Source organism: Micromonospora sp. IBSANI012 (assembly GCF_052814045.1).
This window is the reverse complement of the sequence record NZ_CP199933.1, coordinates 5,953,970-5,976,994: the sequence shown is the minus strand read 5'-3', so window position 1 is coordinate 5,976,994 and position 23,025 is coordinate 5,953,970. Positions and strand designations below refer to the sequence as shown.

Annotated in this window: 20 protein-coding genes; 16 read left to right on the top strand and 4 right to left on the bottom strand. The window is 72.5% G+C overall.

The features are described from left to right. Positions 1–33 precede the first annotated feature (33 nt). Positions 34–2,478: a M28 family peptidase gene (locus tag ACTWM8_RS27650; RefSeq protein ID WP_446211498.1), complete on the bottom strand. Its 2,445-nt coding sequence runs from the start codon at positions 2,476–2,478 to the stop codon at positions 34–36. Between the two features lie 270 nt (positions 2,479–2,748). Between ACTWM8_RS27650 and ACTWM8_RS27645 the strand changes: the two genes are divergently transcribed. From ACTWM8_RS27645 to ACTWM8_RS27615, 7 genes are all read left to right on the top strand, one after another. After that, on the top strand, positions 2,749–3,966 hold the full coding sequence (locus ACTWM8_RS27645) for a PP2C family protein-serine/threonine phosphatase (RefSeq protein ID WP_446211497.1): 1,218 nt from the start codon (positions 2,749–2,751) through the stop codon (positions 3,964–3,966). Then, entirely contained in the window at positions 3,963–5,735 is a 1,773-nt protein-coding gene (locus tag ACTWM8_RS27640) for a sensor histidine kinase (protein ID WP_446211496.1), read from the top strand. Before ACTWM8_RS27645 ends, ACTWM8_RS27640 begins: the two co-directional genes overlap by 4 nt. Beyond that, on the top strand, positions 5,732–6,184 hold the full coding sequence (locus ACTWM8_RS27635; RefSeq protein ID WP_446211495.1) for a response regulator: 453 nt from the start codon (positions 5,732–5,734) through the stop codon (positions 6,182–6,184). The genes ACTWM8_RS27640 and ACTWM8_RS27635 overlap by 4 nt, the downstream gene beginning before the upstream one ends. Next, positions 6,177–6,986: an inositol monophosphatase family protein gene (locus ACTWM8_RS27630; protein WP_446211494.1), complete on the top strand. Its 810-nt coding sequence runs from the start codon at positions 6,177–6,179 to the stop codon at positions 6,984–6,986. Before ACTWM8_RS27635 ends, ACTWM8_RS27630 begins: the two co-directional genes overlap by 8 nt. A gap of 357 nt (positions 6,987–7,343) precedes the next feature. Further along, positions 7,344–8,306 (top strand): coiled-coil domain-containing protein, encoded by a 963-nt coding sequence (locus tag ACTWM8_RS27625; protein WP_446214698.1) that lies wholly within the window; start codon positions 7,344–7,346, stop codon positions 8,304–8,306. Between the two features lie 36 nt (positions 8,307–8,342). Beyond that, a complete protein-coding gene (locus ACTWM8_RS27620) occupies positions 8,343–9,893 on the top strand; it encodes a fused MFS/spermidine synthase (protein WP_446211493.1) in 1,551 nt (516 codons plus the stop codon). Positions 9,894–9,964: 71 nt separating this feature from the next. After that, positions 9,965–11,599, top strand: coding sequence for a serine/threonine-protein kinase (locus ACTWM8_RS27615; protein WP_446211492.1), 1,635 nt, complete (start codon positions 9,965–9,967; stop codon positions 11,597–11,599). 45 nt (positions 11,600–11,644) lie between these two features. Here ACTWM8_RS27615 and ACTWM8_RS27610 read toward each other — a convergent pair whose 3' ends face one another. Together ACTWM8_RS27610 and ACTWM8_RS27605 are read right to left on the bottom strand one after the other, a co-directional pair. After that, the gene (locus tag ACTWM8_RS27610) at positions 11,645–12,310 is read right to left on the bottom strand and encodes a potassium channel family protein (RefSeq protein WP_446211491.1); all 666 of its coding nucleotides are present in this window, start codon (positions 12,308–12,310) and stop codon (positions 11,645–11,647) included. Then, positions 12,300–13,634 carry a TrkH family potassium uptake protein gene (locus tag ACTWM8_RS27605; protein ID WP_446211490.1) on the bottom strand — a complete coding sequence of 445 codons (1,335 nt, stop codon included), beginning with the start codon at positions 13,632–13,634 and terminating at the stop codon, positions 12,300–12,302. The genes ACTWM8_RS27610 and ACTWM8_RS27605 overlap by 11 nt, the downstream gene beginning before the upstream one ends. A gap of 143 nt (positions 13,635–13,777) precedes the next feature. Between ACTWM8_RS27605 and ACTWM8_RS27600 the strand changes: the two genes are divergently transcribed. Then, the gene (locus ACTWM8_RS27600; RefSeq protein WP_446211489.1) at positions 13,778–14,905 is read left to right on the top strand and encodes a glycerophosphodiester phosphodiesterase; all 1,128 of its coding nucleotides are present in this window, start codon (positions 13,778–13,780) and stop codon (positions 14,903–14,905) included. Positions 14,906–15,212: 307 nt separating this feature from the next. On the opposite strand, the gene ACTWM8_RS27595 is transcribed toward ACTWM8_RS27600, so the two are convergent. Further along, the gene (locus tag ACTWM8_RS27595) at positions 15,213–15,443 is read right to left on the bottom strand and encodes a GntR family transcriptional regulator (protein ID WP_446211488.1); all 231 of its coding nucleotides are present in this window, start codon (positions 15,441–15,443) and stop codon (positions 15,213–15,215) included. 193 nt (positions 15,444–15,636) lie between these two features. Between ACTWM8_RS27595 and ACTWM8_RS27590 the strand changes: the two genes are divergently transcribed. From ACTWM8_RS27590 to ACTWM8_RS27555, 8 genes are all read left to right on the top strand, one after another. After that, positions 15,637–15,891: a hypothetical protein gene (locus tag ACTWM8_RS27590; RefSeq protein WP_446211487.1), complete on the top strand. Its 255-nt coding sequence runs from the start codon at positions 15,637–15,639 to the stop codon at positions 15,889–15,891. 115 nt (positions 15,892–16,006) lie between these two features. Next, positions 16,007–17,164 (top strand): DUF7507 domain-containing protein, encoded by a 1,158-nt coding sequence (locus ACTWM8_RS27585; protein WP_446211486.1) that lies wholly within the window; start codon positions 16,007–16,009, stop codon positions 17,162–17,164. 269 nt (positions 17,165–17,433) lie between these two features. After that, on the top strand, positions 17,434–18,636 hold the full coding sequence (locus ACTWM8_RS27580; protein WP_446211485.1) for a substrate-binding domain-containing protein: 1,203 nt from the start codon (positions 17,434–17,436) through the stop codon (positions 18,634–18,636). A gap of 3 nt (positions 18,637–18,639) precedes the next feature. Then, positions 18,640–19,383: an ABC transporter ATP-binding protein gene (locus tag ACTWM8_RS27575; protein ID WP_446211484.1), complete on the top strand. Its 744-nt coding sequence runs from the start codon at positions 18,640–18,642 to the stop codon at positions 19,381–19,383. Then, positions 19,380–20,108, top strand: a complete 729-nt coding sequence (locus tag ACTWM8_RS27570) for an ABC transporter ATP-binding protein (RefSeq protein WP_179801946.1) — start codon at positions 19,380–19,382, stop codon at positions 20,106–20,108. The genes ACTWM8_RS27575 and ACTWM8_RS27570 overlap by 4 nt, the downstream gene beginning before the upstream one ends. Further along, positions 20,105–20,995, top strand: coding sequence for a branched-chain amino acid ABC transporter permease (locus ACTWM8_RS27565; RefSeq protein WP_179801945.1), 891 nt, complete (start codon positions 20,105–20,107; stop codon positions 20,993–20,995). Before ACTWM8_RS27570 ends, ACTWM8_RS27565 begins: the two co-directional genes overlap by 4 nt. Continuing rightward, on the top strand, positions 20,992–22,116 hold the full coding sequence (locus ACTWM8_RS27560) for a branched-chain amino acid ABC transporter permease (protein ID WP_446211483.1): 1,125 nt from the start codon (positions 20,992–20,994) through the stop codon (positions 22,114–22,116). The genes ACTWM8_RS27565 and ACTWM8_RS27560 overlap by 4 nt, the downstream gene beginning before the upstream one ends. Before the next feature lie 138 nt (positions 22,117–22,254). Continuing rightward, positions 22,255–23,001 (top strand): SDR family NAD(P)-dependent oxidoreductase, encoded by a 747-nt coding sequence (locus ACTWM8_RS27555; RefSeq protein ID WP_446211482.1) that lies wholly within the window; start codon positions 22,255–22,257, stop codon positions 22,999–23,001. Positions 23,002–23,025: the final 24 nt, after the last annotated feature.

Below are 23,025 nucleotides of genomic sequence, written 5' to 3'. Positions count from 1 at the left end.
GCCCGGACGGAACACCGGCCCCCGCCGATCCGGCTACAACGGATACGTCCGGGCCACCGCCAGCATCTCGGAGCTGTGCGAGCCGGCCACGCCGACGCCCGCGGGCCGGGGGCGGAAGCCGGGCAGGCCGTCCAGCCCGTCGCTGACGTCCATCACCCGGATCCGGACCCGCTCGCCCTTGCGCAGCAGCTTCAGGGTGACCTCGATCCCCTCCGGCGGGGGCGCGTGGAAGGTCAACCCCGCGGTCCACGGTGGGTTGGGCGATGGCCAGGAGAGCTCGTTCATCCGACCTTCCGCCTCGGCGTTCAGCACCTCGGCGCTGTCCCCGTCCACATGCATGGTGAGCAGGCGGACCTGACGCTGGGGGGTCACCCGCAGCCGCAGCAGGCGCACGTCGCCGTCGGCGGTGTCGCTCAACACCTCCAGCTTCGGAGCGGGCAGGTCGGCCGGCTGCGCGGGCCCCGAGCGCAGTTCCGCGTCGTCGAGGCCGGGGAACTCGCCACCGACCCTGGCCACCCCGCCGACGTACTGCGCGGTCCACGGCTGCGGGTTCTCCTCGTGGCTGAGCCAGCGCGCCTGCCGGGTATCGGCGTCCATGGCGTACATCAGGTGGGTCGGCGCGGGGTGCGCGGCGTCGAAGCGGTCGACGGACAGCCCCACCCCGGCGAAGACCGCCGCCGCGAGCGCGGCGGCGCCGACCGGCAACGCGCCCAGCCTCCGGGCGCGGAGCGCGCGCATCGCACGTTGCCCGCCGGCCTGGGGGTGCAGCAGGTCGACCACCGGGAGCGCGGCCAGGCCGAGCAGCACCGCGAAGAGGGCGGCGACCCCGCCCATCGCCATGCCCAGTGCGGGGAAGAGCAGCACCACGGTGGGCAGCAGGATGACCACGCCCACCGCTGCGGCCGCGGTCACCGCGACCACCGGCCACGGCCCGTCGATCCGGGTGTTCAGCGCGACGACGCCGGCGACGACGCCGGCCAGGGCGGGCAGGACGACCAGGTACGACCCGCCCGGTGCGAACAGGGCGAGGGGCACGCCGAGCAGGGCCAGCCAGGCCAGCCCGCCGATCGCCAGCGCGATCGGCCCGGCCCAGCGCCGGACCAGCGCGTACCAGCCGAGGAGCACCGTCGCGGCGAGCGCCACCACGGCGAGCCGGTACCAGGTCGGCCGGTACGGGTCGAGCAGCTCGGCGTGGCCGGGGCGGATCGCGGTGACCGCTGCCCAGAACAGCTGGGCGGTCAGCGGGGCGAGGACGATCGGGACCAGCGCCAGGCCGAAGCCGGCGAGCAGGCGCTTCCCGGTGGTCCGGCCCCGCGACTGGGCGAACAGACCCAGCGCGAGAACGCCGATCACCGCGGCCAGGGCCAGCGGCCAGGTCAGCCAGCCCGGATAGCGGACCAGCCCACCCGGCACCGGAAAGTAGGTGGCGTCGTCGCCGGACCAGAGCGTCGGCAGGTCGGCGCGGCCGAGCGCCCGGGCCAGGCCGAGCGCGTTGTCGCCGTGCTGCTGGAGGCTGGCCCGGTCCATCACCTCGGGGGTGTCCAGGGGCGTGTGGTAGATCGCGCCGCCGTCGATGTAGGCCGAGTTCAACCCGATGAAGCGCGGACGGTCGTCGAGGTCGTACTGGTCGCGGAAGGGGGTGAAGTCGGTGTCGTTCGGCAGCAGTCGGTAGATCTCCACCGCGAACGAGGTGCCCACCGGATGTGGCGCCGCCCGGCCGAACAGCTTCACCAGGTCCGCGTTGTTCCGCGACGTCTCGAACATGATCACCGGCCCGGTCGAGCCGCGCGCCTCGAGGTTGAGCACCACTCCGCCGTCCTTGGCCAGCGGATGGCTGGCGACGAAGGCCGACGCGCCGCACAGGCACGCCTCCTCGGCGTCGGTGAGCACGAAGACGATGTCGTTACGGGGGCGGGGCCCGGTGGTCAGCGCGCGGGCCACCTCCAGGATGGTGGAGGTGCCGGCGCCGTCGTCGTTGCCGCCCGGCCCGGACTGCACCGAGTCGTAGTGCGCGACCAGGAAGATCCTGCCGGTCGAGTCCGTGCCGGGAAGTCGGGCGACCACGTTGCGGACCCGACCCATCGAGTAGTTGCCGTTGCCCCGCTGGAGCTGGCCGGCCTCCGGGGCGACGGCGTCCTGCACCTCGGTCTCCAGCCCGAGGCCACGCAGCGCGCCGACCAGGTGCTCGCGTACCTGATCATTGGCCGGGCTGCCGGCGACGTGCGGGCGGGCCGCGACGGTCTGCACCGTCCGGTACGCCCGGGCGGCGCTGAACTCGCCGGCCGGCGCGTCCGCCGGACGCGGCGCCGGGGTACGCAGGCCGACCAGGACGGCGGCGCCGACGGCGAGCAGCGCGACCAGCGCGGCGACGGCGGCGAGCGCTCTACGGCGCGGCCGGGCGAGCGCCCGATCGGCGGCGCGGACCACGGGGGTGCGCCCGGGGGACTCCTCGGCGGCGGGAACTACGGGTGCGCCCACGGCGGGCTCCTCGGGGGTGGGGCGAAGGGTGAGGATCATCCTGCACCGCGCCGGGGGTGAGCCGCGACACCCCGGGGCCTCCCGTAACGCTCCTTCCCGCCCGACCGCTGTCCGTGTGACGGCCTTGCCCGGGTACGCCCGTGCCGGCACGGCCGTGTTGTGTGCGACCGTTGTCTAATACAGGATCAGCGGGGCACTCGGAAGGAGCCCGACATCACCAGCGAACTCCCGCGTCTCGCGGCGGTGACCCGGCCGCACCGGGGGCCCGGCATGGCCGGTCCCTCCGTGGCGCCGTACCCGCAGGGGGGCCTCGGGCCGAACCCCAACCTGCCGCCCGGCGAGCGGCTGCGGGTTCTGCTGGTCGAGGACGACGAGGGTGACGCCTTCCTGGTGAGCGAGCTGCTCGCCGAGACCAACTCGATGATCGACCTGCTGGTCGCCACCAGCCTCAGCGAGGCCCGGCAGCGGGTGGCCGGCGTCGACTGCGTGCTGCTCGACCTCGGGCTGCCCGACGCCCAGGGCCTGGACGGCCTGCGCAAGGTGCTGGAGATGGCCAGCGGCGCGGCGGTCTGCGTGCTGACCGGCCGCTCCGACGAGCACCTGGGCATCGTCGCGGTCGCCGAGGGAGCCCAGGACTACCTGGTCAAGGGACAGGTCGACGGCGTCCTGCTGACCCGCGCGCTGCGCTACGCGGTGGAACGCAAGCGGGCCGACGAGAACGCCCGGCGGCTGCGCGAGGTGGAGCTGCGCCAGGCCGAGTCCGCCCGCCTGGAGCGCGGCCTGCTGCCCCAGCCGCTGATGAGCACCGACGAGGTGTCGGTGCACACCTTCTACCGTCCCGGCCGGCACGCCGCCCTGATCGGTGGGGACTTCTTCGACGTCGTGCAGACCCGGCCCGACCGGGTCGACCTGATCGTCGGCGACGTCTGCGGGCACGGTGTGGACGAGGCCGCGCTCGGCGTCGAGCTGCGGGTCGCCTGGCGGGCGCTGATCCTGGCCGGAGTCGCCGACGACGACGTGCTGCCCGCCCTCGAACAGGTGCTGATGAGCGAGCGCCGACTCCAGGAGATCTTTGCCACCGTCGCCACGGTCCGGCTGGACCTGAACGGCAACCGGGCCACCGTCCGGCTGGCCGGGCACCCGCCGCCGCTGCTGCTCTCCGGGGGCAAGATCACGCCGGTCCCGGCGCGCGGTGGCCTGCTCCTCGGGGTACGACCCCGCCGACCCGTAGCGTTCGACCTGGAGTTCGACACCGATGACTGGTCCCTGTTGATGTACACCGACGGCCTGATCGAGGGACGGGTGGGCGACGGCGACGACCGGTTGGACGTGCCGGGGCTGGTCGGCCTGCTGGAGGAGCCGGCCAACCAGGCGGTGCCGCTGGCCGAGCTGCCGGCCTGGCTGGTCGGCCGGGCCGAGCAGATCAACGGTGGTCCGCTCGCCGACGACGTCGCCATGCTGCTGGTCACCCGCGGCGGTGGCCGGTGAACTCGTACCGCCCCGGGTGGACGCTGCGCCGGCGGGTGAGCGTGCTGCTCACCGTGGTCGTGGTGCTGCTGCTCGGGCTCGCCGCGGCCGAGGCCGCGCTGGCCACCAAGACCCGGCAGAACATGGACGCGGTGCTGGTGAAGACCGGCCCGCTGCGAGTGCAGGGCCAGGAACTGCTGAACGCCCTGCTCGACCAGGAGACCGCAATCCGGGGGTACGCGGTCAGCGCCGACCGCGCCGACCTCGCCCCGTACGACAGCGGCCTGCAGCAGGAGCGGGACACGGTCAGCAAGATGAACGCGCTGATCGGTGACTATCCCGACATCCAGCGGGCGTTGGCCGTGGTGGAGCAGCAGGCGGCCGACTGGCGCAGCGCCGTCGCCCAGCCGGTGATCACCACCACCGAGCGGGACGGCACGGCGGCCGGCCAGGCGCTCATCACCGACCAGGCACGGCAGCAGTTCGACCAGATCCGGGCCTCGACCGGCGCGCTCCAGGCCGAGATCCTCGACGAGCGGCAGCGCACGGCGGACAAGGTCTACCAGAGCAGCAACATCCTGGTGGTCCTGCTGATCGTCGCGGCGGTGGTGGTGGCGGTGGCCGGCTCGGTGCTGCTGCTGTCGCTGGACCGGATGGTGATCAAGCCGCTGACCGGGCTGGCCGAGCAGGTACGGGAGGTCGCCGAGGGCGACTACCAGCACCGCATCGCCGGGTCCGGCCCACCGGAGTTCCAACAGCTCGCCGGCGACGTGGACGCGATGCGGCAGAAGATCGCCCGGGAACTCGCCGAGGTGCGCGAGGCGCGCGAGAGCATCGAGTGGGTCAACAGCCAGCTCCAGAAGCAGGCCGAGGAGCTGACCCGCTCCAACCGCGACCTGGAGCAGTTCGCGTACGTGGCCTCGCACGACCTCCAGGAGCCGCTGCGCAAGGTGGCGAGCTTCTGCCAGCTGCTCCAGCGCCGCTACGCCGGCCAGCTCGACGAGCGGGCCGACCAGTACATCGCCTTCGCGGTCGACGGCGCGCAGCGGATGCAGCGCCTGATCAACGACCTGCTGGCCTTCTCCCGGATCGGCCGGCTCACCACCGGCTTCACCGAGGTCGACCTCAACAAGGTGATGGGCGACGTGGCCGGGCAGACCGAGGCTGCCCGCCAGTACGCCGACGCCGCGCTGACCTGGGACGAGATGCCGGTGATCCGCGGCGAGGAACCGCTGCTGACCAACCTGCTGGCCAACCTCGTCAGCAACTCGATCAAGTTCCGCCGCCCGGACGTCACGCCGAAGGTGCACGTCTCCGCCCGGCTCGTCGACGACGAGTGGGAGATCACCTGCCAGGACAACGGCATCGGGATCGAGCCGGAGTTCGCCGACAAGATCTTCGTGATCTTCCAGCGGCTGCACGCCAAGGACGCGTACCCCGGCACCGGCATCGGCCTGGCGATCGTCAAGAAGATCGTGGAGTACCACGGTGGCCGGGTCTGGGTGGACACCGACACCGACGAGGGCACCGCGATCCGCTTCACCCTGCCGGCGCTGCCGGAGGACGTCGAGGCGGCCCGGGCGGCGGCGGAGGCCGAGGTCGAGGCGGTCACCGGCGAGGAGCCGGCGGGTGACGACCTGGCCTCGGTGGTGGAGATTGACGCCGACGGTGAGCCGGAGACTTCCGCGCCGACCGTGGGCCGGCAGCCGGACGGCCCGGCGGGCGCAGACACGCCCGAGGCGGCGCCGGAGCACGGTACAACGGGTGGCATGAAGGAGACGGTGAGATGACCGCGCCAGCGGACGGCAAGAGCCCGATCGAGGTCCTGCTGGTCGAGGACGACCCGGGTGACGTGTTGATGACCCAGGAGGCGTTCGAGGAGCACAAGCTGCGCAACCGGCTCACCGTCGTCTCCGACGGCGCCGAGGCGCTGGCCTACCTGCGCCGCGAGGACCCGTACGGCGACGCGGTGACGCCGGACCTGATCCTGCTCGACCTGAACCTGCCCCGCCGGGACGGCCGCGAGGTGCTGGAGGAGATCAAGGAGGACGAGCAGCTCCGCCGCATCCCGGTCGTGGTGCTCACCACCTCCCAGGCCGACGAGGACATCCTGCGCAGCTACCAGCTGCACGCCAACGCCTACGTGACCAAGCCGGTCGACTTCGAGCGCTTCATCTCGGTGGTCCGGCAGATCGACGAGTTCTTCGTCAGCGTGGTCAAGCTCCCGCCGCGTGGCTGACCGGCTGCGGGACGACGTCGGCGAGCTGCTGCGGGAGACCGCGGCCGAGGTCGTGCTGCCCCTGTTCCGCCGGCTGGACGTCGCCGACGTCGCCGAGAAGGCCCCCGGCGACCTGGTCACGGTGGCCGACCGGCGGGCGGAGGAGAAGATCTCCGCCGCGCTGCGCCGGCTGCGGCCGGGTTCGGTGGTGGTCGGCGAGGAGGCGGTCGCCGACGATCCGTCCCTGCTGCGCCACCTGCGCGGCGACGGCGACGTATGGGTGGTCGACCCGATCGACGGTACCGGCAACTTCGCCGCCGGCCGACGCCCGTTCGCGCTGATGGTCGCGCTGCTCACCGATGGCGAGCCGGCCGCCGCCTGGGTGCTCGACCCGCTCGCCGAGACGCTGGCGGTGGCCGTCGCCGGGGAGGGCACCGTGCTCGACGGCCGACCGGTGCGTACCGCCGACGGCGTACCGCCGCTCGGCGCGTTGCGCGGCACCGCGATGACCCGGTTCCTGCCGCCGGAGACCCGCCGGACCGCCGAGGCGGGCGGGGAGCGGATCGGCGAACTGCTGGCCGGGCAGCACTGCGCCGGACGGGAGTACCTCGACCTGCTCACCGGCGAGCAGCAGTTCGTGCTCTTCTGGCGGACCCTGCCCTGGGACCACGCCCCAGGAGTGCTGCTGGTGCGGGAGGCCGGCGGCGTGGCCCGCCGGTTCGACGGCGCCGAGTACCACCCGGCCGACGACGACAAGGGGCTGCTGGTCGCGGCCGACGAGCGGACCTGGCACGAGGTCCGCGGCGCCCTCCTCGGCGGCTGACCCGACCCTTCGGCTTTCCGCCGCGTTTGCGGCGCGTCGCGGTGTCGGGGCGGCCGAAAGCCGCGACTCGCCGCAATCGGAGTGGATCACGACGCCGCAGACGAGGCCGGCAGGCTGTCGCGGCGCTCTGCGACCACGTCGGGACGCTGCGTCGACGATCTATGCCCTCGGCGGTTGCGGGCCTGGTCAACCGGCCTGGGTCCGGTATCGTGTCCGGCGGTCGCCGCCCGCAGGCCCGTCCTTTCGGAGCCCGGCGGGGCCGCCGCCGCGCCGCCGTCCCCCTGGCGGCCGAGGAAGGACACTGTCGTGCCGAGGACCAGCCTCACCAGGCCGGCCGCCCGCCGGCCGCTGATCGTGCTGCTCGCCGTCGTGGCGCTGCTGCTCGGCGCCGGCGTCGCGCCGGCCGCCGCGGAGCCGAACGAGGGTGGCACCAAGAAGCTCCGTGAGGCGTTGGAGGCCGCCGCCAAGGGCCACATCGAGGCCAAGGCGAAGCTGGACAACTCCAAGCGTCGCCAGGCCGCCCTGACCGGCGAGCTGAAGACGGTCGAGGGGCGGCTGGTCGGGCTGAACGCCCAGGTCGGCGAGGTCGCCGCGCAGTCGTACCGGCTGGGTCGGTTGAGCACCGCCTCGGCGCTGCTGAACAGCGCCAGCCCGCAGGCGCTGCTGCAACGCGCCGCCGAGCTGGACGTGATGGGCCAGCGGGACGCCAAGCGGCTACGCGAGCTGTCCGAGGCCAAGCAGACCGCCGCGCAGGCCAAGGCGGCCATCGACAACGAGGTGCGCGAGCAGCAGAAGCAGCTCGCCGCGCTGGCCAAGCGGAAGCGGGACGCCGAGCGGGCGCTCGCCACGGTCAGTTCCGGCACGAGTTCCGGCTTCAGCGGCGGCTCGCGTTCGGCGAGCCCGGCGCCGCGCAACTCGGACGGGTCCTGGCCGTCGGAGTCCTGCTCGGTCGACGACCCGACCACCAACGGCTGCATCACCCCGCGCACCCTGCACGCCCTCCGGCAGGCCCAGGCCGCCGGCTACAAGCGGTACGTCTCCTGCTTCCGCAGCGGCGGCGACGGTGAGCACCCGAAGGGGCGGGCCTGCGACTTCGCCGCCGCCACCGGCGGGTTCGAGGACCGCACGGCCACCGGCGGGGACAAGGCGTACGGCGACAGCCTGGCCAACTACTTCAAGAACAACGCCAGCCGGCTCGGCGTGCTCTACGTGATCTGGTACCGGCAGATCTGGATGCCGAACACGGGTTGGCGGTCGTACAGCGGATCCGGCAGCCCGGCCGCCGACCACACAAACCATGTTCATCTTTCGATGTACTGACCCGGAGCGCCAGGGACGCTGCGTACCATCGCGACGGTGAGCAGCTCATCGTCCGACGTCGTGGTCACCCCGGCGCCCGCGCCGGCCGCCGCCCGCGCGCTGCCCAACGGGCTCGCCGCGTTCCTGGTCTTCCTCTCCAGCGGTGCCGTGCTGGTGCTGGAGACGGTCTCGCTCCGCCTGGTCGGCCCGTACGTCGGGGTGACCCTCCAGGTCACCAGCTCGGTGATCGGCATCGCGCTGGCCGCCATCGCGTACGGGGCGTGGACGGGCGGTTGGCTGGCCGACCGGCGGGACCCGCGCGGCCTGCTGGCCCCGGCGCTGGTGCTGGCCGGCATCGCCACGGCGGTCACCCTGCCGGTGGTCCGGTACGCCGGTGAGGTGCTGCGCGGCGGCGCGGCCAGCGCCATCCTGCTGCTCACCGCGCTCGCGGTCTTCGTTCCGGCGGCCCTGCTCGCGGCGGTCACCCCGCTGGTGGTGAAGCTCCAACTGGCCGACCTGCGCCGCACCGGGCAGGTGGTCGGGCGGCTCTCCGGCATCGGCACGCTGGGCGGCATCACCGCCACCCTGGTCACCGGCTTCGTGCTGGTGGCGGCGCTGCCCACCACGGTCATCCTGATCGCGCTGGCGGTGCTGCTCGGGGTCACCGGCCTCGCGCTCGGGTTCCACCTGCGCCGGCAGGAGGGCGGCGGGCTGCCCGGCGCGGCCCGGACCAAGGCCACCCTCGCGGTGCTCGGACTGCTCGGGGCGGGGCTCAGCGCGGTCGCCCCGAACCCGTGCGACGTGGAGACGGCGTACCACTGCGCGCGGGTGGCCGACGACCCGTCCCGCGCCAGTGGGCGGGTGCTCTACCTCAACTCCGCCGAGCACTCGTACGTGGACCTGGCCGACCCCACCCACCTGGAGTACGCGTACACGCAGTGGATCGGCGCGGCGGCGGACGTGGTCGCGCCGGCGGGGCGGCGGCTGGACGCGCTGCACCTGGGCGGCGGCGGCTTCACCGTGCCGCGCTACCTGAGCGCCACCCGCCCCGGCACCGACAACGTGGTCTTCGAGATCGACGGTGAGCTGGTCGAGCTGGACCGGCGGCTGCTGGGCGTACGGCCGGGGCCGGGGCTGCGCGCGGTGGTGGGTGACGCCCGGATGCTGGTCGGCGGCGAGCTCACCGACAGCCGCGACTTCGTGGTCGGGGACGCCTTCGGCCACCTGGTGGTGCCCTGGCACCTGGCCACCCGGGAGATGGCCGCCGAGGTCCGCCGGGTGCTCCGGCCCGGCGGGATGTACGTGCAGAACGTCATCGACTATCCGCCGGGCCGCTTCATCCGCAGCGAGCTGGCCACGGTCGCCGCCGAGTTCCGGCACGTCGCGCTGGTCGCCCCGGCCGCCGCGATCGCCGGTCAGCAGGGTTCCAACTTCCTCATCGTCGCCTCGGACGCGCCGCTGCCGGTGGACGCGCTCACCCAGCGGCTGGGCCGCCTCGACGCGGTGCCGGACCTGCTGGCCGGCGGGGAGCTGGCCGCCTTCGTCGACGACGCGCTGGTCCTCACCGACGACTACGCGCCGGTGGACCAACTGCTCGCGACAGCCTGATCGGGTGAATCCGCTGACCGATTACGACCAGCGAGGTGTAGCGGGGTCCTTCCCGGGCAACACGTCCGACCATGGGTGGTGGAATCCAGAACGGCACGCAGCTGCTGGGTGAGCGGTACCGGCTGATCGAGCAGCTCGGTGCCGGCGGCATGTCCGTGGTGTGGCGTGGCTACGACGAGGTGCTCGGTCGGCAGGTCGCGGTGAAGGTGCTCGCTTCCCGGCTGGCCAGCGACAAGGCCTTCCGGCACCGGATCCGGGTCGAGGCCCAGGCCGCCGCGCGGCTCTGCCACCCCAACATCACCAACGTGTACGACTACGGCGAGTCCGAGCAGGTCGGCCTGACCGTGCCGTACGTCGTGATGGAGCTGGTCGACGGTGCCCCGCTGACCGTGCAGCTCGGCCGGGACGGGAAGTTGGCCTGGCGCGAGGCGGTCACCATCGCCGCCGAGGTCACCTCGGCGCTGGCCACCGCGCACGCCCGGGGCGTGGTTCACCGGGACGTCACCCCCGGCAACGTCATGCTGACCCCGAACGGGGTGAAGGTCGTCGACTTCGGCATCTCCGCGCTGGTGGGGGAGAGCGAGAAGGGACCGGACGGCGCCCTGCTGGGCACCCCCGCCTACCTTGCGCCGGAGCGGCTGGACAACGGCCAGGTCTCGCCGGCCACCGACGTGTACGCCGTCGGGCTGCTGCTCTACCGGATGCTGACCGGCCGGCTGCCGTGGGAGGCCAGCACCACCACCGAGATGCTGCGGGCGCACATGTACAACGACCCGGAGCCGATGCCGGAGGTGCCGGGGCTGCCCGCCGAGGTGGCCGAGCTGGCGCACCGCTGCCTGGCCAAGCAGCCGGAGGATCGGCCGACCACCGCCGAGCTGGCCCGTACCCTGGCCGAGGCGGCCGGGATGATCGCGGCCGTGCCGGTCTCCCCGGCGCCCGGCACGCTCGACCCGGCGCTGCTGGCCAGCGCCGGCACCACGATCCTGCCCTGGTCGACCGACACCGACGCGCTGCCCTTCTCCGGTCGGACCCGCAGCCGCCGGGTGGCGACCCGGCGGCGTCGGGTGGAGGCCGGGGTGGCCGCCGCGGGCCTGGTCGCGGTCACCGCGGCGATGTGGGGGATGACCTCGAAGACCCCGGCCAGCGGTGGCGTCGATCAGCCCACCGAGGCGCGGATGGGCCTGGAGCAGCCGAGCCCCTGCGAGGTCGAGTACGCGCTGCGCAGCGACTCCGGCACGGATTTCGCCGCCCAGCTCACCCTCACCAACACCGGTACCCGCGAGCTGCGGGACTGGACGATGAGCTTCGCCTTCCCCGGCCAGCAGACGCTCACCGCCCCGGGCCCGACGGTACGGCAGGAGGGCCGGACGGTCCGGGTGGGCCCGGCCGCCGGTCGGGAGTCGTTGGCACCCGGGGCCTCCGAGAAGATCGCCCTGTCCGGCCGGTACGCCGGCGGCAACCCGCTGCCGCTGGAATTCAAGATCGGCGAGAACGCCTGCGGCGTACGGGTCTCCGGGGTGGCCGGGGCGATGCCGACCACCGTGCCGACCCCGAAGGCGACCCCGAAGGCGCCGCCGAAGAAGCCGCCGGCGAAGACCACGGTCAAGTCCTCGGGCAGCGGTGGGTCCGGCACGTCGAAGGCGAAGTCCGGCACCTCCGGCAAGGGCAAGGGGTCGGGTGACAGCAAGGGAAAAGGCGGCCGGTAGCGCCGGCGAAGGGAGGCAAGAGCAAGAGCAAGGGGAAGTGAGCAGTCAGCCGAGGTTGGCAAACTGCTGCACCTGAGCGATCGTCCCCTCGACGATCAGCACGCCGTCTTTGCTGAGCCGGGTGTCCGCGGTGGCGTACCGGAAGCGTTCCCCGGGGAGCTTCGCGCCCACCACCAGCACGCCGTAGCGGTCGGGGGCCAGGTCGCGCAGCGACCGGCCGACCAGGGACGGCGGCACCGGCACCTTGGCGATGGCGAAGTCGTCGCCGAACTCGATGAAGTCGAGCATCCGGCTGACGATCAGATGCGCCACCCGTTCCCCGGTCTCCGCCTCGGGGAAGATCACGTGGTGGGCGCCGACCGAGGCGAGGATCCTCGCGTGCTTGTCCGAGGTGGCCCGGGCCCAGATCTGCGGCACGCCGATCTCGGTCAGCGCCAGGACGGTGAGCACGCTCGCCTCCAGCGACGCGCCGATCGCCACCACCACCCGCCGGAAGTCGGCCAGACCCAGCTGGCGCAGCGCGTCCTCCTCGGTCGAATCCGCCTGCACCACCCGTTCCAGATACGGCGCCCAGCGTTGGACCTGTTCGGAGTCCCGGTCGACGGCGAGCACCTCGTGGCCCAGCCGGGTCAGCGCGTCGGCCAGGTGACAGCCGAACCGGCCCAGCCCGATCACCGCGATGTCGCCGTCGCTCGTTCCTCTAGCCGACAATGGGTTGCTCCTTCGGGTAGCGGTACAGCCGGCGCCGGGTGTTCAACGCGATCGCCGAGCCGAGGGTGAGTGGCCCGACCCGGCCGATGTACATCAGGACGGTCAGCACGTACTGGCCCAGCTCGGGCAGTTTCGGGGTGAGCCCCACCGACAGGCCGGTGGTGCTGAAGGCCGAGGTCACCTCGAAGAGCGACTCGTTGAACCGGACCCCTTCGGTGATCAGGATCAGCCCGACCGTGCCGATGACCACCAGCGCGACGCTGAGCAGCGCCACGGTGATCGCCTGCCGCTGGCTCGACCCGACCACCCGCCGCCGGCCCACCACGACATCGGGCTCGCCGCGCACCTCCGCCCAGATCACGAAGGCGAGCAGGAAGAACGTGGAGACCTTGATGCCGCCGGCGGTGCTGGCGCTGCCACCGCCGATGAACATCAGGGCGATGAGCAGGGGATAGCTCTCCTCGCTCAGCCCCTCGATGTTGATCACGTCGAAGCCGCCGGTGCGGCTGAGGGCGATCTGCGTGAACGCGGCGAGCACCTTGCCGGGCGCGTCGTAGGTGCCGATGGTGCGGGGGTTGCCCCATTCGGCGAGCAGCAGGGCGAGGAAGCCGCCCGCCACCAGCACCATGCTGCCCCAGATGGTCAGCTTGGTGGCGACCGCCCAGCGGGCCGGGCGGCGCCAGTGCCGGGCCGCCTCGAACAGGGCGGGAAAGCCGAGGCCACCGATGATCGCGCCGATTCCCAGCGGCAGCGCCACCCAGGGGTCCCGGGAGAAGGCGAGCAGCCCGTCGGAGTAGAGCGTGAACCCGCCGTTGTTGAAGGCCTGGATCGAATGGAAGGTGCCGGACCAGAGCGCCCGGCCGGGCGGGTAGCCGTAGGTCAGCCAGAGCCGCCCGGTGACGACCAGGGTCATCAGCGCCTCGGTGACCACCACCGTCATCGCGATGCGCGCCAGCAGCCAGCCCACGTCGCCGACGCCGTACTCGGCCGTCTCGGCTTGGACCAGCAGCCGGTTGCGCAGCCCGAGCTGCCGGGACACCGCGAGGCTGATCAGGGCCGCGCCGGTGAGGATGCCCAGGCCGCCGACCTGGGTGAGCACGGTGATCATCGCCAGCCCGAACCCGTTCCAGTAGTTCGGGGTGTCGTTGACGGCCAGGCCGGTGACCGACACGGCGGAGGTCGCGGTGAACAGGGCCGTGACCAGCGGGGTGTAGCGCTGCTCGCTGGTCGCCCAGGGCAGCATCAGCAGGCCGGTGCCGGTCGCGATCGCCACCAGGAAGCCGAGCGGCACCAGCCGGACGGGGTGACGAAGGAACCGGCGCACCAGACAATCTTCCGGTTTCGGGCATCTTCGGGTCGGTGAATGGCGTATCCCGCAGGGTTCACCGGCTGGTCAGCCGCCGACCAACTGGCGGTCAGCCCGGACCGGTCTGCTGGGCGGCGACCAATCGACGACAGGAGACGGCGTTGCGACGTACCCTTTCCGCCCTCGGCCTGGCCGCCGCCCTGCTCGCGGTGGCCGTCGCCGTCCCCGGCTCGGCGTCGGCCCGCGAGGACGACGCCGACCGCGCGGACCAGGCCGGCCAGGACCGGGCCAGCCACCGGCCCATCGTGATCGGCCACCGCGGCGCGAGCGGCTACCGCCCCGAGCACACCCTGGAGGCCTACCGGCTGGCGATCCGGATGGGCGCCGACTACATCGAGCCGGACCTGGTCTCGACGAAGGACGGCGTGCTGGTCGCCCGGCACGAGAACGAGATCTCGGGTACGACCGACGTGTCGGCCCGGCCGGAGTTCGCCGGACGCAAGGCGACGAAGACCATCGACGGGGTCAAGGTCACCGGCTGGTTCACCGAGGACTTCACCCTGGCCGAGCTGAAGACGCTGCGCGCCAAGGAGCGGCTGCCGCAGGTGCGGGTGGCCAACACCGCCTTCGACGGGAAGTTCCAGGTGCCGACCTTCCAGGAGGTCATCGACCTGGCCCGCACCGAGTCGAAGGCGCGGGGCCGGACGATCGGCGTCTACCCGGAGACCAAGCACCCCAGCTACTTCGCCTCGATCGGGCTGACGCTGGAGGAGCCGCTGGTCGAGGTCCTGCACAGGAACGGGCTGACCCACCGGAACGATCCGGTCTTCGTGCAGTCCTTCGAGACGGCCAACCTGCGCAAGCTCGACCGGATGATCGACGTGCGGCTGGTGCAGCTCATGGACGCCGTCGGTGCCCCCTACGACTTCACCGCCGCCGGTGACCCGCGCCGCTACGCCGACCTGGCCACCGCCGCCGGCCTGGCCTGGGTGGCGACGTACGCCGACGGCGTCGGCCTCAACAAGAACCTGATCGTGCCCCGGGACGCCGCCGGCAAGCTGCTCGCGCCGACCTCGGTGATCCGCGACGCGCACCGGGTGAAGCTGCTGGTGCACGCCTGGACCTTCCGCGCCGAGAACCAGTTCCTGCCGGTCGACTTCCGGATCGGCGCCGACCCGAACGCCCGCGGCGACATCACCGCCGAGTACGAGCTCTTCTACGGCCTGGGCCTGGACGGCGTCTTCGCCGACCAGCCCGACACCGCCGTGGCGGCCCGCGCGGGACTCTGACCGGCGTCCGCGCGGCGTCGTGGGTGATGTGGGGTGACCGGCTGCGGCCGGTCACCCCACACGCCTTTACCGGGGTACGCGGGCCTGCCGGTCGTTCGCGTCTCGCCGGGCACCGCTTCGTCGCCGCGGCCGGGCGTGGTCGTGTTCGCCGCTACGAACGTGATGACGTGGATGGATCAGGCGATGTCAGAGTGTCCTCGCCGGAGCCTTTCGAGCTGATGTCGGGAACGACTCAAGTTCGGCCGGCTGAGCCCGGGCGCGGCGGGCGTGAGTCGTTCACGACATCACGTGTGTAGGGCGTCGGGAGTTATCGCCCGGGGCGGTCGGCGACGTAGGTGCCGCGTCCCGGCTGACCGGTGATCAGCTCGCGGTCGTGCAGCAGCGACAAGGCACGGGAGGCCGTGTTCATGTGGACGCCGTAGGTTTCGGCCAACTCCCGGGTGGAGGGCAGCTTGTCACCCGGTTTCAGCTCCCCGCTTCTGATCTTCGCGGTGAGGTCGTTGGCGATCTGGCGGTATGGAGCTTCGGCTGTGGGCATGGTGAGGACTCCGGTTGGTTCGGCTCCTCGATCATGCCCGGCCTACACCAGTAACTGCAACAGGTTGTCGTGTCGTCAGAAAAGAGGCTCGACCTACACAAACATTTGGGGTAGCTTCGGTCCGTCCGGCTCCGGTTGGTTCGGCAAACCGCGGGGCCGGACCTCAACAGGCTCCGGCCCAGGGGAGGATGTCGTGCAGAAGGAGCGCTTCGTCGTGCACCTGCCCGTGCTGGCGACGGACCTCGACCGGGCGCGGCGCTTCGCCCGGGTCATCTGCCGGTCGCTCGGCTTCCTCGCCGACGTGGACCGGCTGGGCACGACCGTGTCGGCCGAGGACGCCCAGTGCGTACGCCACTGGGTCTGGTGCGACCGGCTGCTCGACGGCGGCCGACGGTGCCCGCTCCCGGCCGACCACGAAGGCGAGTGCGCCCCCGCCCGTCCTCGGTGAGGATTGGACGACCTTCCACCGTCCGAGGGATTCGTGTCCGCTTTGCGTAACATGTCCGATTATGGGTCGTTTCGAACCGTGTCAAGGATCCACGACACGGGGGATGTAGATGAGAATGACCTCTGCGCAGAGCAGGCGGGCGAGCATCGGTGCGCGGCTGGCCGCCGTCGGGCTGCTGGCCGGCGCCCTGTTGCTGGGTGGCACGCCCGCCCTGGCCGCCCAGACGATCAGTATCAACCCGGCGAACGTGCCGACGAGGGCGGCGGACGCCACGCAGTTCTGCTATCCCGGCGGCGGGCCCTTCCCGGACGAGGAAACCTGGGTGTTCGACCTGCCCGGCAACCCGCAGACCAGCGGCATCTTCCAGTCGCTGTCGACGACGTTCGGCACGCCTGGCGGCACCGTCACGCGGGCGATCCCCGGCACGCCGAACAGTGAGATCGTCGACTTCGAGGGCGTGAGCCGGGCCTTCATCCGGCTGCCCGCCGGCTGGACGCTCACCGGCGCCACCGCGGTGATCTCCGGAACGGCCCAGTCCTTCGTGCTCGCCCACACCTGCGCCGCCTCCGATTCGACGCCTCCACCGGGAGACCCGGGGGATCCGGGCGATCCGGGCGATCCGGGAGATCCGGCGGACCCGCAGGTCAGCCTGTCGATCGACAAGAAGGCCCGGGTCGAGTCGGACTGCCACAAGAAGTGTGCGAACGACGGCTTCGCGGCGAAGGGCGACAAGATCTTCTACACCTACCGGGTGGCCAACACCGGAACCGTGAAGATCACCGAGGTCGGGGTGCACGACCCGACCGCCGGCCACGTGCGCTGCAACAGCACCACGCTGGCGCCGGGCACCAGCACCGACTGCCACGCCGTGAAGCCGTACGTGGTGACCTGGGCCGACGTCAAGAAGGGCAAGGTGGTCAACACCGCCCGGGCGACCGGCAGGTACGGCTACCGGACCGTGGTCTCCGACCCGGCTACCGTCACGATCTGCATCCGGGACGGCAAGTTCGACCACCGCAAGGACGACAAGGACGACAAGGGCGGCTGGGACGACAAGGACGGTAGGGACGACAAGAACCACAAGGACGGCTGGGACGACAAGGACGACAAGGACGACAAGGGTGGCTGGGACGGCAAGGGCGGCAAGCCCGAGCTGCCGGTCACCGGCGACACCATGGCCCAGACTCTCTCCCTGGGTGGCGGCCTGCTGGCGGCCGGCGGCCTCCTGATCGGGCTCAGCCGGATGCGCCGGAAGGCACACCTCCAGCTCTGACCCGTACCTGATCGCAGCGGCCCGGCGAAACACACCGCCGGGCCGCCGCGCGTCCGGGATCGATGGCGGAACGCGACACAGCGGCGTCCCGCCCGGTGGTGCCGGCGGCCACCGGGCACGGGGCGGCGATCCACCGGCCGGGGGCGGTTGTAACGGCCGGCTACCCTACCCCGGTTACTTGTGTGTTTCGGCCACATAGCCCGTGGGTGGCGTCACTTCTAGCGTGAGCCGACAACTGACACTTCCCCCTGTCCCCACCTGGAGTCGCAATGACGATCCGGCACACGCGACGGGTGTTCCTTTCCGCCGCCACCGCGATGGCGGCCGCGCTCGCGGCCACGGCCTGTGGCAGCCCGCAGGACACCGCCTCCGGCGGCGGCGACGCCGCACCGGTCAAGGTCGGCCTCGTGTATTCCCAGTCCGGGCCGCTGGCCAGCTACGGCAAGCAGTACATCGAGGGGTTCAAGGCCGGCCTCGACTACGCCACCAAGGGCACCGGCAAGGTCGGTGACCGCAAGATCGAAGTCGCCGAGGTCGACGACGCCGGCGACCCGGCCAAGGCGGTCTCCGCCGCCAAGGACCTGATCGGCAAGGGTACGAAGATCATTGCCGGTTCCACCGCGTCCGGCGTCGCGCTCCAGGTCGCCCCGATCGCCGCCCAGAACAAGGTGCTGTTCATCTCCGGCCCGGCCGCCACCGATGCGCTCACCGGCGCGAACCGGTACACGTTCCGCTCGGGCCGGCAGTCGTACCAGGACGTGGTGACGGCCAAGTCGTTCATCGGCGACCCGGCCGGCAAGAAGGTCGTCGTCTTCGCGCAGGACGGCGCCTTCGGCGACGCCAACGAGGCCGCCGTGAAGGCCGTCATCGGTGGCGCCGGGGCCAGCGTCAGCAGCGTCCGCGCCCCCGCCAGCGCCACCGAGTTCACCCCGTTCGCCAGCCAGATCAAGGCCGCCAAGCCGGACCTGCTCTTCGTCGCCTGGGCCGGCACCACCGCCCCGGCCATGTGGCAGACCCTCGACCAGCAGGGTGTGCTGAGCTCGACCACGGTCGTCACCGGCCTGGACATCCGCGCCTCCTGGCCGACCTTCGGCGCCGCCGGCAGCAAGATCTCCTTCCTGTCGCACTACTTCGACGGGGCCAGCGACACCGAGGCCTCGAAGGCCGCCAAGGCGAAGATCCCCGGCGGGACCATCGACCTGTTCCACCCGGACGGCTTCGCCGCCGCGCAGATGGTCGTCCGCGCCGTACAGGAGGGGGGCGACGACGTCGAGAAGATGGTCAAGGCCCTCGAAGGCTGGACGTTCGACGGGGTGAAGGGGTCGATGACCATCCGCGCCGGTGACCACGCGCTGCTCCAGCCGATGTACCAGGCCAAGCTCTCCGGCAGCGGCACCGCGTTCACCGCCGCCGCCCAGAAGAGCCTGACCGGTGACGAGACCGCGCCGCCGGTCACCCAGATGAAGGGCTGAACCGTGCTCGCCACCCGCGGTCTGACCTGGCGGATCGGAGAGGTCGCCATCGTCGACAGCGTCTACCTCGACCTGGCGCCCGGGGAGTTCCTCGGCGTGATCGGGCCGAACGGCGCCGGCAAGACCTCCCTGTTCAACCTGATCACCGGCCTGCGCCGGCCCACCGAGGGCCGGATCCTGCTGGACGGGGAGGACATCACCGCCCTCCCCCCGCACCGGCGGGCCCGCCTCGGGCTGGGACGCACCTTCCAGGCGTCCTCGGTCTTCGGCTCGCTCACCGTCCGGGAGAACGTCCGGCTCGCGGTGCAGGCGTACCGCGGGGGCTCGATGAAGCTGTGGCGGCGGGCGGCGGCCGACCGGGAGGTGGCCGCCGCCGCCGACGCGGCGCTCGACCGCGTCGGCCTGCAGCACCGGGGCGCGGCGCTCGCCGGCACCCTCGCCCACGGCGAGAAGCGCAAGCTGGAGATCGCCCTGCTGCTCGCCGGGGAGCCCCGGGTGATGCTGCTGGACGAGCCGATGGCCGGCGTCAGCGCCGAGGACGTGCCCGAGCTGGTCGCGGTGATCAAGTCGCTGACCGGCGACAGCGGCCGGGCGGTGCTGATGGTCGAACACCACATGGACGTGATCCTGGAACTTGCCGACCGGATCGCCGTGATGCACCACGGCGCGCTGCTGGCCTGCGACACCCCGGACACGGTGATGGCCAACGCCACCGTCCAGGAGGCGTACCTGGGGGAATCGCTATGAGTGAACCGGTTCTCAGCGTGGAGGACCTGTCCGTGCGGATCGCCGGGCTGCACATCCTCCAGGGCGTGTCGTTCACGGTCGCGCCGACCGGCGTCACCGTGCTGCTCGGGCGCAACGGCGTCGGCAAGACCACCACGCTGCGCGCGATCGTCGGCCTGACGCCGCGCAACGGCGAGGTCCGGGGCGCCATCCGGATGGGCGCGCAGAGTCTGCTCGCCCGCCCCACCCACCGGCTGGTCCGCGGCGGGCTCGGCTACGTGCCGGAGGACCGCTGCGTCTTCGCCGGCCTCACCGTCGCCGAGAACCTGCGGCTCGCCGAGCGGCGGGGCACCACCCCCGCGTACGACAAGGTCTTCGCGCTCTTCCCGGAGCTGGACCGGCGTGGACGGCAACGGGCCGGCTCGCTCTCCGGCGGGCAGCAGCAGATGCTCGCCATCGGCCGGGTGCTGCTCAACGACAACCGGCTGCTGCTGGTCGACGAGCCGACCAAGGGGTTGGCGCCGAAGGTGGTGACCGAGGTGGCCGAGGTGCTGGAACGGGTGGCCGAGTCCGTGCCGGTGCTGCTGGTCGAGCAGAACCTGGCCGTGGTCCGGCGGCTGGCCCGGGACGCGGTGGTGCTCGCCGCCGGCCGGGTGGCTTGGGCCGGCAACGCCCAGGAACTGCTGCTGGAAACCGGACTGACCAAGTCGCTGCTCGGGGTCGGCTCGGCGGAGGTGCACTCGTGAACACGGTGATCCTGCTGGCGCTGACCGGGCTCGGCCTGGCGGCGCTCTACTTCCTGGTCGCCTCCGGGCTCTCCCTGGTCTTCGGCCTGGCCGACGTGCTCAACTTCGCGCACGGGCTCTTCCTCGGCGTCGGCGCGTACGCGACCTGGTGGGCCGCGGGCAACCTGCCCGGCGCCGGCTCCGACGGGTTCGGCTTCGTGGTGGCCGTCGCCTTCGGCGTGCTCGCCGGTGCCCTCGTCGCGGTGCTGGTGGAGCTGGTGCTGATCCGGCCGCTCTACTCGCGGACCATCGAGCAGGTGCTGGTCACCGTCGGCCTGTCGCTGGCCGGGGTGGCGTTGCTCCAGGCGACCTGGGGCGCCGACGCGCGCCCGTTCCCGCGCCCCGAGTGGACCCGTCAGGTGACCTCGATCCTCGGCGCGAACGTGCCCAACGGCGGACTGCTGCTGATCGTCGCCGCGGTGCTGGTGCTCGGCGCGCTGCTCGCCTTCCTCCGCTGGACCCGCTACGGCCTGGTGATCCGGGCCGGGGTGGAGAACCGGGAGATGGTGACCGCCCTCGGCATCGACGTCCGCAAGGCGTTCACCCTGGTCTTCGCGATCGGCGGGGCCGCCGCCGCGCTGGCCGGCGCGCTCGGCAGCGTCTACTTCGGCACCGTCTCGCCCGGTCAGGGCGGCTCGCTGCTGATCTTCGCGTTCATCGTGGTGGTGATCGGCGGGATGGGCTCGGTGGTCGGGTCCGCGTACGCCGCGGTCGCGGTGGGGCTGCTGCAACAGTTCGTCAACTACTACGGCGAGTCCGGACTGGGCGACATCTGCGTGGTCGGGCTGCTCGCCGTGGTGCTGCTGCTGCGTCCGCAGGGCTTCGCCGGAAAGGTGGCAACGGCATGACCGAGGTCAAGAGTCCCGAGGTCCCGGCCCCGCCCGCGGCGGTGCCCGACGAGCTGACTCCGGGACGCCGCCGCTGGCACGACGTACGGCCGTGGCTGCCGCTGGCGGCGCTGGCGGTGGCGGCGATCCTGCCGTACTCGACGGTCAGCCTGCCGGGGATCTTCGAGGGGCCGCTGAACTCGCCGGGCACCCTGCAACTGCTCGCCGTCTGCCTGGTCTTCGGCGGGCTGGCGGCCGGCTACGACCTGCTGTTCGGCCGTACCGGGATGCTGTCGTTCGGGCACGCGCTCTACTTCGCCGCCGGCGTCTACGGCACGGACATCCTGGTCACCCGGGCGGGCCTACCGCTGTGGCAGGCGGCGCTGCTCGCCGTCACCGGGGCGACGACCCTGGCCGCGCTGCTCGGCGCGGTCGCGCTGCGCACCGTGGGGATCGCCTTCGCCATGGTGACGCTCGCCTTCGCCCAGGTCGGCGCGATCCTGGTGGCCCGGGACTTCGGCGGGTGGACCGGTGGTGAGGAGGGGCTGCCGCTGGACGTGTCCGGGCTGCCGTCGGCCCTGGTCGGGGTGACCAACACGGTCAACCTGTACTGGCTGGCGCTGGCGTACCTGGCGGTGGTGGTCCTGGTGGTGCACCGGGTCTCCGGCTCGCCCACCGGGCGGGTGCTGGCCGGGCTGCGCGACGACGAGCGGCGGATCGGGGTGCTCGGGCTCGACCCGTACCGGTTCAAGCTGGTGGCGTTCACCCTCGCCGGCGGCCTCGCCGCGAGCGGCGGGGTGGTCTACTGCCTGATCGTCGGCGGCGCCTCGCCGCACATCACCTCGTCGGAGCTGACCCTGTCGCTGCTGGTGATGGTGGTGCTCGGCGGCCCCGGCACCCGCTGGGGCCCGGTGCTCGGCGGCATCCTCTACATGTACCTGGACCACCGCCTCACCGCCTTCGGCACCAGCGACGCCGTGGAGAGCCTCCCGGCCGTCCTCAGCCGCCCGCTGAGCCAGCCGCTCTTCGTCCTCGGCACCGTCTTCATCCTGGCCGTCTACTTCTTCCCCGGCGGCCTGGCCAGCCTCGCCTCCCGCCTCACCCCCCTCCGCACCGCCCTAACCCCCCGCCGCCCCCACTAACCCCACCCACCCCCCGCTCGCCCCTCTCGACCCCGTTGATCATGAAGTTATTGCCGCGAGGCGCCGTGGGCGGTGGCGATAACTTCATGATCGACGGGGTTCTGGCTGGGGACGGTAGGGAGCAGTAGGGGAGGCGCGGTGGGGGAGCGGTTGGCCGTGGTGAGCGGTGGGGGGACGGGGATCGGGCGGGCGGTGGCGGCCGGGTTGGCTGCCGACGGGCTCGACGTGCTGGTGGTGGGGCGGCGGGCGGTGGTGCTGGCCGCGGCGGCGGAGCGGATCTCGGCGGAGTGCGGGCGGGCCGGCGCGGTACGCGCCGTCGTCGCCGACCTGACCGACCCGGAGCAGGCGAACCTCGTCGTCGAGGCGGTGGCGGAGCGGGCGGTCGACGTGCTGGTCAACAACGCCGGGGGCTACCTCGGCGGGGACACCGGCACGCCGGCCGGGGTGGCGGCGCACTGGCGCGCCAACTTCGACGCCAACGTGCTCACCGCCGTGCTGCTGACCGAGGCGCTGCGACCGGCGCTGCGCCGCCCCGGCGGCCGGGTGATCCTGCTCAGCTCGATCGCCGCCCAGCGGGGCGGCGGCGGGGCGTACTCGGCGGCGAAGGCGGCGCTGCACGGCTGGGCGTACGACCTGGCCACCCAGCTCGGCCCGGAACAGGTCACGGTCAACGTGGTCAGCCCCGGCTACGTCGCCGACACCGAGTTCTTCGGCGACCGGATGACCCCCGAGGGGCACGCCAAGCGGGTCGCGGCGACCCTGGTCGGGCGGGCCGGCGAGCCGGACGACGTCGCCGCGGCGGTCCGCTACCTGGCCGGCCCCTCGGCCGGGTACGTCACCGGTCAGGTGCTCGGGGTCAACGGCGGGTCCGTGCTCGGCCGCTGACCCCCGGAACGTGAGCGGGGACGC

Coding starts and splice junctions, on each gene's coding strand:
- ACTWM8_RS27645 (WP_446211497.1), top strand. CDS start 2,749: ATGGCCGGTCCCTCCGTGGCGCCGTACCCGCAGGGGGGCCTCGGGCCG.
- ACTWM8_RS27635 (WP_446211495.1), top strand. CDS start 5,732: ATGACCGCGCCAGCGGACGGCAAGAGCCCGATCGAGGTCCTGCTGGTC.
- ACTWM8_RS27615 (WP_446211492.1), top strand. CDS start 9,965: ATGGGTGGTGGAATCCAGAACGGCACGCAGCTGCTGGGTGAGCGGTAC.
- ACTWM8_RS27595 (WP_446211488.1), bottom strand. CDS start 15,443: ATGCCCACAGCCGAAGCTCCATACCGCCAGATCGCCAACGACCTCACC.
- ACTWM8_RS27585 (WP_446211486.1), top strand. CDS start 16,007: ATGACCTCTGCGCAGAGCAGGCGGGCGAGCATCGGTGCGCGGCTGGCC.
- ACTWM8_RS27580 (WP_446211485.1), top strand. CDS start 17,434: ATGACGATCCGGCACACGCGACGGGTGTTCCTTTCCGCCGCCACCGCG.
- ACTWM8_RS27570 (WP_179801946.1), top strand. CDS start 19,380: ATGAGTGAACCGGTTCTCAGCGTGGAGGACCTGTCCGTGCGGATCGCC.
- ACTWM8_RS27560 (WP_446211483.1), top strand. CDS start 20,992: ATGACCGAGGTCAAGAGTCCCGAGGTCCCGGCCCCGCCCGCGGCGGTG.